This window comes from Acinetobacter sp. YH12233, from assembly GCF_013417725.1.
GTDB lineage: Bacteria > Pseudomonadota > Gammaproteobacteria > Pseudomonadales > Moraxellaceae > Acinetobacter.
Genome location: NZ_VPDK01000018.1, coordinates 34680 through 52509, shown reverse-complemented (window position 1 = coordinate 52509; position 17830 = coordinate 34680). Strand labels below are relative to the sequence as shown.

The window sequence follows — 17830 nt, the reverse complement described above, 5'->3', positions numbered from 1 at the left end:
GGCTTTGGGAACTTAAATAGTGTGACCTAGCGCCTCACCCATCAATACGGTTGAATTGGCTTTAAACTTCTCATCCCATTGCATCTTGTTTTCTTCAAACAGAATAACAGCGGTTGAACCTAGGTAAAAACGGCCCAGCTCGGCACCTTTTTCTAAGAAAAGATTATGCTGGTTTAGCTCAATACGGCCAGAGGGTTTTACTTTGCCAGTCGCTACAGTTTCAATGCTAGCCACAATCATCGCGCCAACTAGAACCACTGCCATACGACCAAGTTCGGTATCAAACAGACATACCATACGTTCATTACGGGCAAACAGGCCCGGAATATTTTCGGCTGTGGTCTGGTTGACCGAGAACAGTTCACCCGGCACATATAAGGTTTCTGTTAGAGTTCCGGCGAATGGCATATGAACACGGTGATAGTCACGTGGTGACAGATACACTGTCGCAAACTCACCATTCTTGAATGGTTCTGCCAGTTGCGGATCAGCAATCAGGTTTTCAACCGTAAACTTCTGACCTTTGGCTTGGAACACATCGCCATTTTCAATTTTACCCAGTTGGGAAATCGCACCATCTGCCGGAGACACAATCGCGGTTGAATCAGCATCAACTGCACGCACCCCGGTTCTTAATCCACGGGTAAAGAAATCATTAAATGATTTGAATTTTAAGGCATTGGTCTGCTCGGCAATCGACATATCAATCCCGTATTTGGTCTTGAACGCTGCGATCACGGCTGTTTTTACAATCGGATTTTCGCTGGCTGCAATTTTTCCCACCACACGGGACAGGCGATGCTGTGGCACCACTTTTTGGGCCTGGATAAACAGTTGTTGTTTTAGACGCGATGTGATGCTCAAGATGGCACCTCTCCTGTAGCGATTGGACTATCGAGGCGGTTGCCCCATTCACTCCACGCACCATCATAGGCTCGAATATTCCAGCCGAATAAGCGACCCAGAATATAAGCCAGACCTGAACGGTGATGGGACTGACAATACACCACAACCGGCTGATCCAGATCAAATCCCAGTTGTTCCAGACGCTGCTGAGTACGTGGTAAAGGATGTAATTTTAAATGATTTTGCCGGTTAAGGGCAGTACTCCACTCAAAATGACGTGCGCCCGGGATGTGACCACCGCGTCGCGCGGCCAAACGAAGGCCGGTATATTCATCTTCTGTACGGCAATCCCATACCTGAATATTTTCATTTTCAATGAGTTGTTTTAGTTCATTATAATCGATCTGAAATTCAGCCTTTCTTTCAAGATTAACCGGAACCAGATGATCGACAGGTGTAAACGTTTCCTGATCTGATGAAGTCGGTAGTCCTGCACCCAGCCAGGCATGGATACCGCCATTGAGTAAACTGGTATTTTCAAAGCTCAAACAATGCAGGTTCCAGAGCAGACGCCCTGCCCACGCACCGCCTTCATCATCATAAGCCACGACATGATGGTCAGGAGAAATGTTCAGGTAACGAATTAAAGCTTCCAGCCCTTCCGCATCCGGTAACAGGCCCATGGCTGTTTCCTCCTGACGAACCAGCAGCTTGGGTTGCAGATGTAAGGCATGTGGAATATGCAATTGTTCATAAACCGACGCCCGGCTTAAATCAACAATTCGAAGTTTTTCGTGTCCCAAATGTGGAACCAAATCTTCTGCTTCAATCAGCAGACCAAAGTCAAAGGCGGAAGCTGTCATCTTAGTAGTTGTCATTGCGGTCAAATCCTTTTGATCTTAGCACAGCTCATTTTTTCAATTATGTTGTTTTTATCTAGATCCTTAGCATAATTTTAGCTAAAGCTAATTCAAGAAAGACCATCCTCTAAGAAAAAACCGCCTCATGATTGAAGCGGTTTTTTGAATAAAGCAGATATTCTTAGGCAGGTTCTGAGATATTGAATACCTGACGCAAATATGCCAGGAAGGTATCATTATCCGTCATGGTTTTACCTGGGCTATCGGAGATTTTCGCCACGGATTGACGGTTACATTCCACCAGTTTCAATACGATATTTAGCGGTGTCTGCCCCATATCATTGGTCAGATTGGTGCCGATCCCGAAACTGACCTGAAAGCGATCTTTAAAGTATTGATGTAATTTCCAGGCTTTTTCCAGATTCAGACCATCACTAAAAGTCAGCATCTTGGTCTTACTGTCAATTTTCAGCTTTTTATAATGTGCATAAGCTTTGTCACCCCATTCATACGGGTCGCCACTGTCATGACGCAAGCCATCAAACAGTTTCGCAAAGTACAGGTCGAAGTCACGTAAGAAGGCATCCATCCCGACGACATCAGTCAGGGCAATTCCCAAATCACCACGGTATTCTTGTACCCAGGTTTCCAGGGCTGCTTTCTGGAAATTACGCAGACGCACATCCAAGGCCTGAAAAGCTTGCAGAAATTCATGCGCCATGGTGCCAATCGGGGTAATGCCCAACTCTTTGGCTAAATACACATTACTGGTCCCACGGAACACGTGCGGTGCAGCTTTATTAAATTCTTCGACGACATGCTTTTGCCAGTCAAAACTATAACGACGACGGGTACCAAAGTCTGACACCAGGAATGGTGGATCATTCGGGTTCTGCTCGGCATCATACTGTTTTAAAAGCTCAATTTTAGCTTTTAAACGACGCTCACCTTCAGCCCGGACTTCGGGTGTACGAATGCGGCTAAAATACAGTTCATTGACAATGGCCAGTACAAAGATTTCAAACATCATTGCCTGAACCATAGGGCCTTCAATAGTAATATCCAGACGGCCTTCATTGTCGATGGTGGCCTTAATAAAACGGCGTTTAAGCTGGAATAGTTCCAGATAATCCACAAAATCGCTTTTGATAAAACGCAGGCTGCGTAAATATTGTAATTCGTCTTCTTTAAATTTGAGCTGACACAGCAAATCCAGTTGGTGATTCAAATCATCCAGAATATCCGTCAGCGGATATTCCGTATCTTCCAGGTTGCGACAACGGAAATGATAAACACTATGCGTTTGTGGAAACTTGTGTAATACCACTTGTAGCATGGTGAATTTATACAAGTCAGTATCTAACAAAGAGTGGATAATTGGAGCCATAACTAAGGGAAATATCGCTGTGCTTATCCCGCATTAAAGCATAAAAGTTTAGGCAATATTGCAGGATTTACGTACAGCTAGCTGAATTATCGACAAAAGTTCAAGAAAATAAACTGCTTCCTGCTCGGTTATTTGACTGCTTTCAGCCCGTTTTCCTGTTCCTTGATAATTTTCTGTAGCTGCTTTTCCTGACCGATCACCTTGGCAAATTCAGCTGTGGTTTTTTGCCCGGTTTTCTTGGCTTGGGCATCACAGTCGACCTGACGCAGCTGTTTGGCAATGGAGAATTCCATTTTAAACAAGGCGCCCATCAAGGCGGTATTGCCACGGTTGTCCCGGGCGCAGCGGTCTGCCCCTTTGGCCAGTAAGGTGGTCACAATATCCTGATGGCCATAATACGTCGCCATCATCAACGGGGTATAACCATCTTGATTACGTACATCGACTGGAAAGCCGTGTTTTAAAAATTCATTGATCACTTCGCTATTGCCGATTTTAGCGGCAGCAAAAAACAGATCGATCAATTCCTGTTGTGAGGTCATCTGAACGTTAGCCGCAGCTTTTGCAGGGGAGACATTCTTCACTTCAGCAGCAGTTGCGAATGCGGAGCTAAAAGCAAGAATACTGGCTAAAAATGCGTGTGGCAGAACTTTCATGATGAACTCCAACAGAAATCGAAAGGAAAATTTAAGTCTTGAAAGACTCAATTGACCTGAGATGAAATAAAAAACGGAGTGCCTGTAAAACTCCCCCTAGGGTGCAGGAAAGGTTTGGAGTATTACAGGACTTTTTGGAGGTGATGCGCTATGCCCTAGTCACCAGTTCCTCAAGACCAATCGGAATTAGTCTTTTAATTTTGCAGCTTTGGCCTTAACGATGGCGATGTCGCCATTTACAGCTTTGGTCATACGCATACCGTAGTCCGCATCTGCCTTATAGAAGTAAGACAACATAATGTGCTTGGTTTCTGAATCTTTGACATTGCCCAGGTCAGCCGCCAGGTTCATGATCAGGTCATCTTTCTCTTTGGCAGTATAAGAGCGGTAAAGTTCACCGGCTTGCTTGAAGTTTTGCTCTTTGGTACCGATCTGCTGAACATGACCAGTCAATGGAGTTTCAACTGCACGCGCTTTTTCAGTCGCCGGTTTAGGCTCTTTACGGCTTGGCTCGTAGTTCACATCAGAGTCACGTTCAGACACATTCATGTGACCTTCCTGGTTGTTGTTGTTCACATTCACCACAGGACGGTTGACCGGAATTTGCTGATGGTTCACACCTAGACGGTACATTTGTGTATCTGAATAAGAGAAGATACGGCCTTGAAGCAAACGGTCTTCAGATGGTTCGATACCTGGTACCAGATTACCTGGTGCAAATGCAGCCTGTTCAGTTTCATTGAAGAAGTTCTTCGGCATACGGTTCAGCGTCAATGTACCGACTTTTACTTCTGGAACCAGATTGGTTGGCCAGATTTTGGTTGGATCTAGCGGATCGAAATCAAAGCTGTTCAGATCTTTAGGATCAAGCACCTGAATATATAGATCCCATTTCGGGAAATTACCTGCATAGATGTTGTTATAAAGATCATTGGTCAAGTGATTGAAATCTTTACCTTGTTGAACAGCCGCTTCTTTGACGTTCAGGCCCTTAACACCCTGTTTAGAGCGGAAGTTGAATTTTACGTACTTGTATTCGCCTTTGTCGTTATACAGTTTGTAGGCATGTACACCGAAACCATCCTGTTCGCGGTAGCTGGTTGGGACACCTTGCTTGCCATAAACATAAGTCAGCATGTTGGTTGCCCAAGGCTGGCTAGACAAGAAGTCAAACACACGGTTGGCATCTTGTACATTTGTGACCGGGCTTGGTTTCATCGCGTGGATGAAATCCGGGAATTTAATCGCATCACGGATAAAGAAGACTGGCGTCTGGTTACCGACCAAGTCCCAGTTACCTTCCTGAGTATAGAATTTGATGGCGAAACCGTGCGGGTCACGTAGAGTTTCTGGTGAACCTTTACCATGAATGACGGTAGACATGCGCACAAAAACTGGAGTTTTGGTACCTGCCTTGAATAAAGAAGCAATTGTTAAATCAGACAGATCTTTCGTAGTAACGAATTCACCATAAGCACCTGTACCACGTGCGTGAACCACACGTTCAGGAATGCGCTCACGGCCAAAACGTTGCAGTTTTTGAACCAGTTGTACATCTTGCAACAAAGTTGGACCTTGTGGACCCGCAGTGATCGAGTTCTGGTTATCACCGACAGGTGCCCCGTTATCTTTGGTTAATGGCGCAGCTTGTGCAGCTGTCACCGTTGCAAGCATTGCAACAAGTAATGAGCGCTTAAACATTTCTAAATCTCTCAATTTAATACCTTTCCTGCATGCAGCTAAGATACTTGAGAGCAAAAAATAGATAAAACAGATAATTTTTATTATTATGATCGTGTTTTTAGATAACTTAAAATATTATCAATGATAATCAATAAATTAAGCCCATTTTTTAGACATTAACTTAATAATAGATGAGTCTGATCTTGCTACAATGGCGGCAATTTTGAATCTGACTGAAATTGATTATGCGTGCATTATTACAACGGGTACTCGAAGCCAAAGTCGTGGTCGATGGTGAAACCACCGGAGAAATTGGCAAAGGTATTCTGGTTTTTCTGGGCTTAGGTAAAGAAGATAATCTGGAAAAAGGCAAAAAACTGATTGATAAAATATTGAAATATCGCTTCTTTGATGATGAGCAAGGCAAGATGGGCTGGAATATCAGTCAAGCCAATGGCGGTTTACTGCTGGTGTCCCAATTTACCTTGATGGCGCAAACCCAAAAAGGCTTACGTCCAGATTTTGGTCCAGCCATGCCGCCAAGCGATGCCAAGGCCTTATATGAACAGTTGGTTGAATATGCGCAAAGCCAGTTCGAAAATGTACAAACCGGTATTTTTGCGGCCGATATGAAAGTGCATCTGGTCAATGATGGACCGGTAACGTTTAATCTGGAAGTTGAATAAACCGTCATTGTTTCAGAATGAAAAAAAGCCCTCTAAATGAGGGCTTTTATATGATAATCCTCCCCTAACCCCTCCTTTAATTAAAGGAGGAGGATTAGGAGTTATTTGCCAGTTTTCTCTTTAATAAACTGACGTGCCATTTTCACTTTATCTTTGACCGGTTTTGGCAGTTTAGGCGGAATCATTTTCGCAACCTGGTTAAACCAGACTAGCAGACCAAAATCACCTTCCATTTTAATCGTGCCACTTTGCATACCGGTCATGAATGCAGTCGGATCACCTTTAAGCAACGTTTTTACACCCTGTTCACTATCAGCAAATTGCAGCACAAAATCAGCTTTCTCTGCATCACCTGAAACGGTATCGATATGACCATTATTCACAACGATTTGACGTGCCATTCCCTCATCTGTTCCGATCTGGATACGGAACTGGCGTTCATGTACCAATTCAATAAATTTCGGGCTGGTGCGTGCTAACTGCTTCATACGTAATGCAAGACCTGCGACCAGCAAATCAAGTGGATCGGTACTGAGGTCAACCAGAGGAAGTTTGAGCACAGGAATGGAGGACAGTTTCATGGAATTATGCCTATTCTAATTGTACGAAAATTGACAAATATCCTAGCATAGATCAAAGCTAGGCAGATGCAGGACTTTGTATCATATTTCTAAACGAAAAATGCACCCGCAGGTGCATTATTTCGCTGATATTAGAGAACTTAACGGCTCGATAGCTGCTGCTGGTCATCTTCATACACTGGTGTATGTTCGATATAACGGCGTTTAGCCAAAGCACGCTCTGCACGTCGATCTTCACGCAATAACAGTAAGGTCACTACGACCATCACGGCCGTTAAAGCTGTCAGATAGCTATATGTCATCGGGAGCTCAAACAAGGCTTGAGTACCTACTCGAATCACTTCGATCAGGCCCCAGGCCAGCATTCCCGCAGCCATAAAACTTAACCAGCGACGATAAGGCGAGAAGAAAACAGCAAGCACAGCCGCGGCGACTAAACTAAAGCCTACGAGAGTTGCTAGATTCGCTGTTACCATATAAACCCCTCCATCCAAAAGAATAGTGTGTATGCTTGATATTGCAACCGTACTACCTATTGAATTTCGTTAAATCAATAAAATGGAATGTGTTGATTTGTATCTCTATGCATGCATTATGCTGAGTTTTTTGCATAAAAAAAGTCCTGCTTCCTCCCCTTACGACATACTCTGTCGCGATATTATTTTGTCATTACATTTTTTATTTTCACAGTATTTGTGGATCAATTGCTGCGTCGATGTTGGCGTGTCATTACAAAATCATATGCCCTTTCATCGACTTAAAAAAAATATTTTCCTTTTAAGATGATCGGGGTATTTATAGACAAGCTGCGCCGTCCCTCGATAAAAGTTAAGCTAAAAATATAAAAAAATGCGACCCTAAGGCCGCGTTGGATTTTACCGCAAAGCTATGTATTACGCGCGGCTCAGATCCTTATCATGTACACCGAGCAGGTAGAGCACGCCATCCAGCCCTACACTGGAAATGGCCTGATTGGCATTCTGACGAACCAAAGGTTTGGCACGGAAAGCCACCCCTAGACCCGCAATTGAAAGCATTGGCAGGTCATTGGCACCATCACCCACAGCGATGGTCTGCTCCAGAGAAATTCCCATATTGTCGGCAATTTCACGGAGCAATAAAGCCTTGCGTGCGCCATCCACAATATGACCTTTGACTTCGCCTGTCACCACGCCATTCTGCACATCCAGAATGTTGGCATGAACTTCATCAATTCCTAGTTTGACTTGCAGATATTCTGCAAAATACTGGAATCCGCCAGACAGAATCGCAGTACGGTAGCCTAGTGCTTTCAGGGTTGAAATCAGACGTTCTGCACCTTCAGTCACGGTCAGGCGTTCTGCAATTTTTGGCAATACCGATGCATCCATGCCTTTTAATAAAGCAACACGAGCACGGAAACTTTGCTGGAAGTCCAGCTCGCCCTGCATCGCGCGTTCAGTAATTTCAGAGACTTGAATACCGACACCTGCTTCGATCGCCAGCTCATCAATCACTTCCTGCTCGATCAGGGTCGAGTCCATGTCAAAGCAGACCAGACGGCGATTACGGCGGTAAGCATTATCTTCTTGTACTGCCACATCGACATTCAGGTTATTCGACAGGCTTAAGCAGGCTGCACGCATGGCTGCTGCATCCAGCATCTGACCTTTAAGACCAAACTGTACACAGGCACGTTTAGGGCCAGTATTGGAACCATCCAGCTCAGGACGGCCAGAAAGACGGGTCACGGTTTCAATATTGAAGCCCTGACTCGACACAATCTGGGTCACGGCTTGCAGATGAGAGGCATTTAATTCCGGGGCCAATGCCGTTACGATATAACGCGTGCGGCCGCCCTCTTTTACCCACTGTTCATATTCAGCAGCAGAGATTGGTTTAAAGCGCACTGTTAACCCGATATCATGTGCTAGAATCAGGATTTCCTTCATGGCTAATGCTGTTGCAGTTTGGTCATCAGACGATACAACAATACCTAAGGTCAGTTGATTATGAATGACCGCTTGCCCCACATCTAGAATCTGTAAGGAATGAGCGGACAAAACCTGCATTAATCGTGTAAATTGATTAGGCTGGTCGGGTCCTAAGAATGATATAAGAATGATTTCTCGCATGAATTGACTCGGGTCTGAGCTACAACTATTGTTAGAATCATAATCGAAATTGAACAGAATTGCCTTGGAAGTTTACGTTGAATGCGCCTAGACAAGGGCTATTTGCTAGCCTACTGATTGTAAGTTTTGCTCTGCATACCTTTTTACTGGTATTGGCAACGACTCACCAACTGAATGATAACCGTGCCAACCAGGGACAGCTCATGACGAGTCAACTGGTCACAGACAGCCTGGCGGAGCTTGAACCGGCGAACCGCGTTTCTCTGGCACTTCTGGCCAACCGTTATGCGACTAACCCAAGCGTTGCTTCAATTCGCATCCTGGATGCGAATGGTCAGGTTTTAGCCACTGGTGGGCTGACCAAGACCCGTGATGGGGAAGTTTTTGTCCGTGATGCCCTGCAAAACGAGAAAAAAGTCGGTGTGATTGAAATCACCCTGATTGAGCCAAGTATTGGTGAAATTCTCCGGACTCAATGGCTTGCCATTCTGTTCTCTTTCATTATTCATGGTCTGCTTTGGGTCGGTTATCGTGCCGTGGCGCGTCCAAGCCGTACCGAGTATCTGGCACGTATCAATAATGAATCGCGACTGAAATTCGAGATTCAGACTTTGACTCAGGCACTGGAACAGGAAAAGCATAATGCCGCCCTCGCCATTGCCCAGGCACAGCAAGCTCTGAAAAACAAACCGAAAGAAAAAGACAGCAAACCGGTGGTACTGGATACCGATAGCCTGAGCTTGAACATTCAGTTCTATGATCCAAAACAGTTGCTGGATAGTGTGAATAAAACGGTATCGGTTCCTTATTTCAATTTGTGCCAGATTTTCCTGAACAAAGCCACTGAACTGTGCATCCAGCACTACAAACTGAACAGCACGGATATTTGTACCTTGCACAAGTTTGATGAAAAAGGTGCCAGTATCAGTATTGCGGCAGAGAAGCCAGATGCCCTCGCCTGTCTGACCATGATCAGTTCAGTATTCCAGTTGCTTTCAGAAGTCCTGTATAAGCGTTATCGCGAAGAAAAACGTTTTGTCCTGCAGACACGTAGTGCGATTTCTTCAGCTGTTGAAGAAATGCAGCTCAATTCAGTTCAAGCCGCAGAACGTCTGGTTCAGCAACTGGTCGCTAAGGAAAGTGCACTGCATGTTCCTAATGCCCTGTTGAAACAAATCGCGGACCACTTTGAGCTGGTCAGCATGCCAAATCCAACCAATGTCCTGACCCGTCACGCTTTTGTGGTGAATGGGATGGATGCTGAAAGCGCCGAGCTGGCACAGACTTTTAGAACCGAAATTCTAAAATCCAAACAATCCAAAGCCTCATAAATATCCCTGAATGTTGCAATTAAAAAAAGCCGGATCCAATATCCGGCTTTTTGATGGATACAAAACAAATACGCCAGCGTGTCTTGGACTACCCTTTAAATTTTTAACTGTTTTTGTTCCAGCAGATATTGCTGGGCATTATAAGGCTGGGCCGGATCCTGACAGGGGACTTTATGCCATTGACCATCGGCATCTAATTCCCATGCATTTTGACAATCTTTTAAATAGCTGATCAGGCCATCTTTATAAATCCGTTTTTTCAGCTCTGGATCCAGCACCGGGAAACAGGTTTCGACCCTGGAAAACAGGTTGCGCCCCATCCAGTCGGCACTGGCACAATACAGTTTCTTGGCGCCGCCATGTTCAAAATAATAAACCCGGGTATGTTCCAGGAAACGTCCAACGATTGAACGGACCTGGATATTTTCTGACATGCCGGTGACTTGTGGAATCAGGCAGCAGATTGAACGCACAATGAGGTCAATTTTCACCCCGGCCTGTGACGCCTGATAGAGGGCAGCAATCAATTGCGGTTCAGTCAACGCATTCACTTTGATGATGATATGCGCGGCTTTTCCAGCTAGGGCAAATGCCTTTTCCTGCTCAATCAGTTTCAGCAGTTCGCTATGCAGGGTAAACGGTGCATGCAGCAAGGCTTTCAGTTTGGCCATTTTGCCCATGCCGGTCAGTTCCTGGAACATGCGGTGCACATCTTCACAGATATCCGGCTGTGTGGTCATCAGGCCGTAATCGGTATACATACGGGCATTCCCGGCATGATAGTTTCCGGTACCTAGATGCGCATAACGCAGTAGTTCCTGATTTTCACGCCGGACGATCAGAATCATTTTGGCATGGGTCTTATAACCGACGATGCCATAGACCACAACTGCCCCGGCTTCTTGCAGGATATTGGCCACCATAATATTGGATTCTTCATCGAAACGCGCCCGCAATTCAATCACGGCCGTGACTTCCTTGCCATTCCGTGCGGCTTCTGCCAGCACCTGAACAATTTCCGAATCCGGACCACTGCGATATAGCGTCTGCTTGATCGCCAGCACCGCCGGGTCCTTGGCCGCTTCGCGCAGTAAAGTAATCACCGGCTGGAATGAATCAAAAGGATGATGCAGCAGCACATCCTGTGCCTTTAAAATTTCAAAAATACTTTTCTGTTTACGGAAAATTTTCGGAATGACCGGACTAAAATGCGGATACTTTAATTCCGGACGCTCAAAGCTGGTACTCAGGCGGGACAAATTGATCGGTCCATCAATCCGGTACAGCTCCTGTTCCGTCAGATCAAATTCATCCAGCAAATAGTCGATGATGTTCTGTGGAGAGTCATTTTCAATTTCCAGACGTACTGCACGACCAAAGCGGCGCGAACACAGTTCATCTTTTAAAGCCACTGCCAGATCGTCAACATCTTCCGACAATACCAGATCGGCATTGCGGGTAACCCGAAAGGCATAACATCCGGTCGCTTTCATGCCGGGAAACAAATCACTGATATGCTGCTGGATGATCGCAGTCAGAAAGATCTGGGTGGTATTGTTTCCGGTGACATCTTCCGGAATTTTAATCAGGCAGGGTAAGGAACGTGGTGCCGGCACAATTGCCATCTCGATTTCACGGCCAAAGGCATCTTTACCTTCCAAGCTGATAATAAAGTTCAGACTTTTATTTACCAAACGTGGAAAAGGATGTGAAGGATCTAGACTGATCGGGGTCAGTACCGGTTGCACTTCTTTGGCAAAAAAGGCTGCAATCCAGGCCTTATGTTTTTCCAGAAGATCCTGGTATTGAAGAAACTGAATCCCCTGCGCCTGGAGTTCAGGCAAAATTGCATGATTCAGAACCTCATACTGTTTGTTCACTGTGGCATGAATGGACTGGGACAGTTCTTGTAGAATCAGCTCGGTGGGTACAGCATCAGGCGTCCGGGTAGTCGCATTCAGATCTTGCTGTTTCATCAGCCCGGCAATCCTGATTTCAAAAAACTCATCCAGGTTACGGGAAAAAATAATCAGGAAGTTTAAGCGCTCTAAAATCGGTAAATTCGGATCGAGTGCTTGTGCCAAGACACGACGCTGAAATTCAAATAAGGAAAGTTCCCGATTAAAATAGGTCGCTGACGAATGCTGAAATTGTTCCATGCCCTCTCAATGCTGCTGATTACAGTCTGTTGTTTCACATCATTGAGGGGCGATCTTAGGCAGACTTCATGACACTTATGTTACAAAGCTCGATAAATCCATATAAATTAATATTTTAATTTTTCACCGTATAAAAAATCATGCTATGGCTCGTTAGGCGCCGTCATCAAACTGCAATTAAGTGTCCGTTTTTTCAGTTTGTCTGCCAGCCCAATAAGTGGCTAAAGCAGGTCCTGAAATATTATGCCACAGGCTGAAAATGGCGCTTGGCAAAGCCGTCATTGGAGATGCAGCAAAATGGGTCGCCGCCAAGGCCACACCCAGACCAGAATTCTGCATCCCCACTTCAATGGATACTGCACGACAGTCAATTTCTGCCAAGTGAAATATGCGACTGGCCCAATAACCCAATAAATAGCCCATTCCATTGTGTAAAGCCACAAGACCCAAAATCATTAAACCAGATTCCAGAATATGGGTTTTACTGCCGGCAATAATTGCCGCCACAATTGCAACAATGGCGATCACTGAAATTACTGGCATTACTTGGATATAGCCTTCTACCTTGGTTTTTAGAAGGGCGCGGATAATCAAACCTAAAATGATTGGAAACAGCACCACTTGCAGAATCGAAATCAGCATGGACAAGGCATTAATTTCAATCCATTGGCTGGCCAACACATAGAAAATGGCCGGAGTTAAAATGGGCGCCAGTAAAGTCGAAACCGAGGTACAGGCAACAGACAAGGCGGTATTGCCCTTGGCCATATAGGTAATCACATTGGATGCGGTTCCACCCGGACAGCAACCCACCAGAATTACACCAATCGCAATTTCAGCCGGAAGCTGGAATAGCTGACAGAGCAAAAAGGCTAACCCTGGCATCACCATAAACTGAGCCACGACCCCAATCGCGACGGCCTTAGGACTTTGCAAGATACTTTTAAAATCGCCTGGCGTCATGGTCATACCCATGCCAAACATGATCAGACCCAACATCCAGGGAATGTATGCACGTAACCAGACGAAAAGATCCGGCAGCATCAGAGCAATGGCTGAAAATAGAATGACCCACAGAGCAAAGGTCTTTTGGACAAACTGGCTAAATTGAAGAAGTGCTGACATGGGGAAATCCAAGTGTCATGAAAAAGAAATCAAGGCATCTGTGGATGCCTCAAAGTAAACCAACCATTGCATAATGGCAAATGGCCCTAATCACCTTAAGTCAGCGCTTAGGCTGCATTAATAATATCTTTCAGATAAATCCGTTTTACGCCCTGTGCCAGCATGTCCTGCCAGGCATGTTGTAGCGAACCATTCAGGTCTATGCCTTTGGTAGCATCCGCAATGACATAGGCCTTAAAGCCGAGTTTACAGGCATCCATCGCGGTCCAGGCCACACAAAAATCGGTCGCGATACCCACGATAAACACGGTATCAATGCCACGCTCCCGTAAATAGCCGGCCAGACCGGTACTGGTTTTTTGATCAGCTTCCATAAAGGCGGAGTAACTGTCGATATTTTGATGAAAGCCTTTGCGGATAATCAGTTGGGCTTGCGGAAGGTTCAACTCCGGATGAAATTCAGCATCCTCAGTCCCTTGTACACAATGACTCGGCCAGAGGACTTGAAAACCATAATCCAGCTGAATCGTGTCGTAGGCTGCTTGGGCAGGATGATTGTCTGCAAAGGAAATATGCTCTGCCGGATGCCAATCCTGAGTCAGCACAATATTATGAAAGTACTGCCCCAATCGGTTGATATTCGGAATAATCTGATCGGCATTGGTAACGGCCAGATTTCCACCTGGGGTAAATCCTTTTTGTACATCCACCACAATCAGCGCCGCATTCTGCATCATTTTCATCCCTTGAAATCTGAGTTTGCATCCAAGCATAGCTTAAAACTAAAGAAAATTTTTAGTCCTTTAGGTAAAAATAGAATGACTCTGCATTCTGATAAAACTCATGATGAGTTAACTGTAAAAACTATTGCTCTGCAAAATATAGAAAGAATTTGTCTTAAGCGGAACTGATACTAGAAAATAAAAAGCCTGCATCAGTGCAGGCTTTTTGGATATTCATCTTTTTATTTTTAAACTTTGGTACGGCTGACCAGGAACAGCATACATACTGCAGAGATTACGATACATGGAATCGCTGCCGAGATCACCCTTGCTGCACCGAAGCCTGCTGTCAGTAGCTGACCCGCAATTGCAGGGCCAAGCATGGCACCGATATGACCAACTGCAGCAGCAACACCTACCCCTGTACCACGTACTTCAGTCGGGTAAACGATACTACCAAAGGCATAGAGTACGCCCTGACAACCAATCACGAAGGCACCTGCCAATGCTGCGGCCATGTACATCTGTTCAAGTGAGCTTGCACCGTTCAACGCTAATAAACCCGCCAGGATACCGCCATACATCAACAAAATGACATACGCTTTTTTCAGGCGATCCGTCAGCATACCCAGAATCACGGTACCAATCGTTGCAGTCGCCATGAAATAGAACTGTGCAGTTGAACCATCTTTACGGGTGAAGCCCAGCTCCATAAAGAGTGAAGGCAACCAGCTCAACATGATGTACACCACCATCAGGGTGAAGAAGTAGCTCACCCAGATACACAGCGTACGAAGTAGGTTGTCAGAGTTAAACAAATCCTTGAATGAACCCTGAGGAGATGCTGCACGTTCTGCGGCTGTCTTGTTTTGTGCCTTTATGTATTCTTTAGATTCATGCAGACACACCATCATCAGAGGAATCACAATGATGGGCAATAAACCACCCAAGTAAAAAACATTTTTCCAGTTTGCACCGAATTCAGTTGCTGCGATTAAAGACAAGATTGCAGCACCCACTGGCATACCACAGTACATCAGGCCCACGGCACGTCCACGGTTTTGTGGAGCCACGGCTTCAGAAGCCAGCGTGATTAAGATTGGCATTGCACCGCCAAGACCCGCACCCGCCAGAAAACGAACTGCCAGCAAACTGTGGAAACTGTTCACCCACACGGTACATAAGGTAAATAGTGCAAAAATTGCGGTTGACCAATACGGCCCGCAAATCGACCACCGACCAGTGCACCAGGCAATAAGCCCAGAATCCCTGTACTAAAAAACACACCCAATTGTGAGCTATCAAGACCAAAGTGCTCACGAATACCAGCAGCGGCAATCCCGGCAGCCTGAATCTAGTCCTTCAATCATAGCGATCAGAAAGCAGATCCCTACCGTGATGATCGCGTGCTTATTGTCTGATTTTTCCCTTGGAATATCCTTGTTCAATCAGCGTTCAAAAGAGAGGCCATCATCTATGAGCCGCTAAAGAGAATTAACTACCAATAAGTTGAAAAATTTGCTCGGATATACTGAAAAATCCAGAAAATTAATGACTTTAAGATGCTGTTCGATAAAGTCAAAAAAGCAATTAATGAGAAGTATTAAAATCCCAGTATTTTTGGATTTAGACTTATACATCAAACCCGGAAATTCAACAGTGAGAAAAATTCAGGGCCGATCACTAATACGAAAAAAAGATTAGTTCAGGCATTTTTGCTTTTTATTCATCATAAATGAGGTTTATTATTCGATATATTTTAGCTCTTAATTCATCGAATATAAATATTAATACTCCCCTAAAACGCCATAAAAGAATGTTTTCTAAATCTATTTAATTCACTTAAGTGACTTATTCTGTGTATTTTTTACTGAAAAAATGAATTCATTAGCTTTCATACTGCTGGAGGATAAAGGATGATTTGGACAGCAAAAAATCATAACGATTAAAACTTGATTGTTGCCTAGAGGCTTTGTATAAAGAATTCAGTGGCTTTTACTAAAGCATATTGTTCTTATGCGTTTGATCAGTCATAATTTGCATAAGCAATATTCAATTCAGTGCAAATCTATTGAATTTGCTACAAATCAAAATACAAACCCATCCCAAATATGTTTTCTCATTCTCTTCGGATGGACAAATAGGATAGTTTTTTAAAATGACTCAGCAAGCACAGACCATTCAGGGTTCCATTGTCGCAATCGTCACCCCCATGTTTGAAGATGGCAGCGTAGATTGGAAGGGTCTCGAGAAGCTGGTTGAGTGGCATATTGCAGAAGGCACTAACAGTATCGTCGCGGTTGGTACTACTGGTGAAGCATCAACGCTCAGCATGAGCGAGCACACTCAAGTGATCAAAGAAATCATTCGTGTTGCCAACAAACGTATTCCTATCATTGCCGGTACAGGCGCAAACTCGACTCGTGAAGCAATCGAGCTGACTCAGGAAGCCAAAGAACTTGGCGCTGATGCTGCCCTGCTGGTTACTCCTTACTACAACAAACCGACTCAGGAAGGTCTATACCAGCATTATAAAGCGATTGCTGAAGCGGTTGACCTACCTCAAATTCTTTATAACGTTCCAGGTCGTACTGGCGTAGATATGGCCAACGAAACCGTGATCCGTCTGGCAGATATCCCACAGATTGTGGGCATTAAAGATGCAACAGGTGATGTAGCCCGTGGTGCTGCCCTGATTGAAGGTCTGACAGGCAAAAACATGACTGTTTACTCAGGTGATGATGCAACTGCCTATGAGTTAATGGGTCATGGTGCCAAAGGCAATATTTCCGTGACTGCTAACGTTGCACCTAAAGTCATGAGTGAAGTATGTGCTGCTGCCATTGCAGGAGATGCGGCAGGTGCTGAAGAGATGAATGCTCAGGTTGCAAATTTACACAATATTCTATTTTGCGAATCAAACCCAATTCCTGTGAAATGGGCTCTCCATGATATGGGCTTAATTGGTACAGGTATTCGCCTTCCATTAACACCACTTGCAGAACAATATCGCGCTCCGCTTCATGAGGCACTTGTAGAAGCGAGCGTCATTAAATAAAGAGCAACGATTATGCAATTACGTTTAGGACTTACCCTGGCACTTTCAGTATTCAGTTTAGCAGGTTGTAGTTCAATGGCCTTTAAAAACGGTACCTTGGACTATAAAGAAACAACCACGCTGCAACCATTGCAATATCCTGAAGGGTCAATGGTTCGTCCTGCAACGCCTTTGTACCCTGCTCCGACAGTGGATCCGCTTGCCCTGGAAAATGCACCAAAACTTGAAAATCATCGTGGTAACCGCTTTACGATGCCACGCCCTACTGCACAGCCAGTAAATTCAACTCAAGCAGATGAAACTCAAGAAAATTTTTCAGGAAAGCCGCAATTAGTCACTGACGGAAATCAAAATCCACTGCTCAAAATTGATGGAAATGCTGCTACAATATGGCAATACACTCTTGCCACGCTTAGCAGCCTTAACCATTCTATCGTTGGTCAAAATAAAGATCGTTATGAAGTAGCGATTCATATCGATCAGCAAACCTATGTTTTAAGACTCTCTCCCGCAGGTTCGAGTAACACCCTGGCTGTGTTTAATCCCGATAACAGTTTTGCCGACCGCGAAAAAGCAGCAGAACTGTTAAACCAGATTTACCAAAATTGGCCAGCCTAGACAT

At 44.8% G+C, this 17830-nt stretch carries 15 protein-coding genes and 1 pseudogene; 4 read left to right on the top strand and 12 right to left on the bottom strand.

Going from position 1 to position 17830, the window contains the following annotated elements; genetic code table 11:
• Nucleotides 1–12 precede the first annotated feature (12 nt).
• The 5 genes from asd to FTV12_RS09780 form a co-directional block, all read right to left on the bottom strand.
• Nucleotides 13–864: an archaetidylserine decarboxylase gene (asd, locus tag FTV12_RS09800; protein ID WP_180033947.1), complete on the bottom strand. Its 852-nt coding sequence runs from the start codon at nucleotides 862–864 to the stop codon at nucleotides 13–15.
• Entirely contained in the window at nucleotides 861–1709 is an 849-nt protein-coding gene (locus tag FTV12_RS09795; RefSeq protein WP_180033957.1) for a sulfurtransferase, read from the bottom strand. The genes asd and FTV12_RS09795 overlap by 4 nt, the downstream gene beginning before the upstream one ends.
• 178 nt (nucleotides 1710–1887) lie before the next feature.
• On the bottom strand, nucleotides 1888–3093 hold the full coding sequence (gene pncB, locus FTV12_RS09790; RefSeq protein ID WP_180033946.1) for a nicotinate phosphoribosyltransferase: 1206 nt from the start codon (nucleotides 3091–3093) through the stop codon (nucleotides 1888–1890).
• Nucleotides 3094–3221: 128 nt separating this feature from the next.
• Nucleotides 3222–3749, bottom strand: a complete 528-nt coding sequence (locus tag FTV12_RS09785; RefSeq protein WP_180033945.1) for an ankyrin repeat domain-containing protein — start codon at nucleotides 3747–3749, stop codon at nucleotides 3222–3224.
• 186 nt (nucleotides 3750–3935) lie between these two features.
• A complete protein-coding gene (locus FTV12_RS09780; protein ID WP_180033944.1) occupies nucleotides 3936–5450 on the bottom strand; it encodes a catalase in 1515 nt (504 codons plus the stop codon).
• 227 nt (nucleotides 5451–5677) lie between these two features.
• Here FTV12_RS09780 and dtd point away from each other — a divergent pair, with 227 nt between their 5' ends.
• Nucleotides 5678–6118, top strand: a complete 441-nt coding sequence (gene dtd, locus FTV12_RS09775) for a D-aminoacyl-tRNA deacylase (RefSeq protein WP_180033943.1) — start codon at nucleotides 5678–5680, stop codon at nucleotides 6116–6118.
• A gap of 101 nt (nucleotides 6119–6219) precedes the next feature.
• Here dtd and FTV12_RS09770 read toward each other — a convergent pair whose 3' ends face one another.
• From FTV12_RS09770 to serB, 3 genes are all read right to left on the bottom strand, one after another.
• Nucleotides 6220–6699, bottom strand: a complete 480-nt coding sequence (locus FTV12_RS09770) for an SCP2 sterol-binding domain-containing protein (RefSeq protein ID WP_004781417.1) — start codon at nucleotides 6697–6699, stop codon at nucleotides 6220–6222.
• 140 nt (nucleotides 6700–6839) lie between these two features.
• Nucleotides 6840–7175, bottom strand: a complete 336-nt coding sequence (gene aciT / locus FTV12_RS09765; protein ID WP_034703185.1) for a ciprofloxacin tolerance protein AciT — start codon at nucleotides 7173–7175, stop codon at nucleotides 6840–6842.
• Between the two features lie 417 nt (nucleotides 7176–7592).
• Nucleotides 7593–8813, bottom strand: a complete 1221-nt coding sequence (gene serB, locus FTV12_RS09760; protein WP_180033942.1) for a phosphoserine phosphatase SerB — start codon at nucleotides 8811–8813, stop codon at nucleotides 7593–7595.
• A 77-nt stretch (nucleotides 8814–8890) separates the two neighbouring features.
• Between serB and FTV12_RS09755 the strand changes: the two genes are divergently transcribed.
• Nucleotides 8891–10144, top strand: coding sequence for a hypothetical protein (locus FTV12_RS09755; RefSeq protein WP_180033941.1), 1254 nt, complete (start codon nucleotides 8891–8893; stop codon nucleotides 10142–10144).
• A gap of 95 nt (nucleotides 10145–10239) precedes the next feature.
• On the opposite strand, the gene ppk1 is transcribed toward FTV12_RS09755, so the two are convergent.
• The 4 genes and pseudogenes from ppk1 to mhpT all read right to left on the bottom strand — a co-directional run bounded on the left by ppk1 (nucleotide 10240) and on the right by mhpT (nucleotide 15520).
• On the bottom strand, nucleotides 10240–12303 hold the full coding sequence (gene ppk1, locus FTV12_RS09750; RefSeq protein ID WP_180033940.1) for a polyphosphate kinase 1: 2064 nt from the start codon (nucleotides 12301–12303) through the stop codon (nucleotides 10240–10242).
• Nucleotides 12304–12480: 177 nt separating this feature from the next.
• The gene (locus FTV12_RS09745) at nucleotides 12481–13428 is read right to left on the bottom strand and encodes a bile acid:sodium symporter family protein (RefSeq protein WP_180033939.1); all 948 of its coding nucleotides are present in this window, start codon (nucleotides 13426–13428) and stop codon (nucleotides 12481–12483) included.
• Between the two features lie 107 nt (nucleotides 13429–13535).
• Nucleotides 13536–14165: a bifunctional nicotinamidase/pyrazinamidase gene (pncA, locus tag FTV12_RS09740; RefSeq protein WP_180033938.1), complete on the bottom strand. Its 630-nt coding sequence runs from the start codon at nucleotides 14163–14165 to the stop codon at nucleotides 13536–13538.
• Nucleotides 14166–14398: 233 nt separating this feature from the next.
• Nucleotides 14399–15520: pseudogene (gene mhpT, locus FTV12_RS09735) on the bottom strand (3-(3-hydroxy-phenyl)propionate transporter MhpT).
• 788 nt (nucleotides 15521–16308) lie between these two features.
• Here mhpT and dapA point away from each other — a divergent pair.
• Complete coding sequence (gene dapA / locus FTV12_RS09730; RefSeq protein WP_005232794.1) at nucleotides 16309–17208, top strand: 4-hydroxy-tetrahydrodipicolinate synthase; 900 nt, start codon at nucleotides 16309–16311, stop codon at nucleotides 17206–17208.
• A 12-nt stretch (nucleotides 17209–17220) separates the two neighbouring features.
• Nucleotides 17221–17826 (top strand): lipoprotein-34 precursor (NlpB), encoded by a 606-nt coding sequence (locus FTV12_RS09725; protein ID WP_180033937.1) that lies wholly within the window; start codon nucleotides 17221–17223, stop codon nucleotides 17824–17826.
• Nucleotides 17827–17830 lie beyond the last annotated feature (4 nt).

Excerpts from the sequence above, each read along its gene's own strand:
- FTV12_RS09725 (WP_180033937.1), top strand. The coding sequence starts at position 17,221 with ATGCAATTACGTTTAGGACTTACCCTGGCACTTTCAGTATTCAGTTTA.
- ppk1 (WP_180033940.1), bottom strand. The coding sequence starts at position 12,303 with ATGGAACAATTTCAGCATTCGTCAGCGACCTATTTTAATCGGGAACTT.
- aciT (WP_034703185.1), bottom strand. The coding sequence starts at position 7,175 with ATGGTAACAGCGAATCTAGCAACTCTCGTAGGCTTTAGTTTAGTCGCC.
- pncA (WP_180033938.1), bottom strand. The coding sequence starts at position 14,165 with ATGATGCAGAATGCGGCGCTGATTGTGGTGGATGTACAAAAAGGATTT.
- pncB (WP_180033946.1), bottom strand. The coding sequence starts at position 3,093 with ATGGCTCCAATTATCCACTCTTTGTTAGATACTGACTTGTATAAATTC.
- FTV12_RS09780 (WP_180033944.1), bottom strand. The coding sequence starts at position 5,450 with ATGTTTAAGCGCTCATTACTTGTTGCAATGCTTGCAACGGTGACAGCT.
- dtd (WP_180033943.1), top strand. The coding sequence starts at position 5,678 with ATGCGTGCATTATTACAACGGGTACTCGAAGCCAAAGTCGTGGTCGAT.
- serB (WP_180033942.1), bottom strand. The coding sequence starts at position 8,813 with ATGCGAGAAATCATTCTTATATCATTCTTAGGACCCGACCAGCCTAAT.
- FTV12_RS09785 (WP_180033945.1), bottom strand. The coding sequence starts at position 3,749 with ATGAAAGTTCTGCCACACGCATTTTTAGCCAGTATTCTTGCTTTTAGC.
- FTV12_RS09795 (WP_180033957.1), bottom strand. The coding sequence starts at position 1,709 with ATGACAGCTTCCGCCTTTGACTTTGGTCTGCTGATTGAAGCAGAAGAT.
- dapA (WP_005232794.1), top strand. The coding sequence starts at position 16,309 with ATGACTCAGCAAGCACAGACCATTCAGGGTTCCATTGTCGCAATCGTC.
- FTV12_RS09745 (WP_180033939.1), bottom strand. The coding sequence starts at position 13,428 with ATGTCAGCACTTCTTCAATTTAGCCAGTTTGTCCAAAAGACCTTTGCT.
- FTV12_RS09770 (WP_004781417.1), bottom strand. The coding sequence starts at position 6,699 with ATGAAACTGTCCTCCATTCCTGTGCTCAAACTTCCTCTGGTTGACCTC.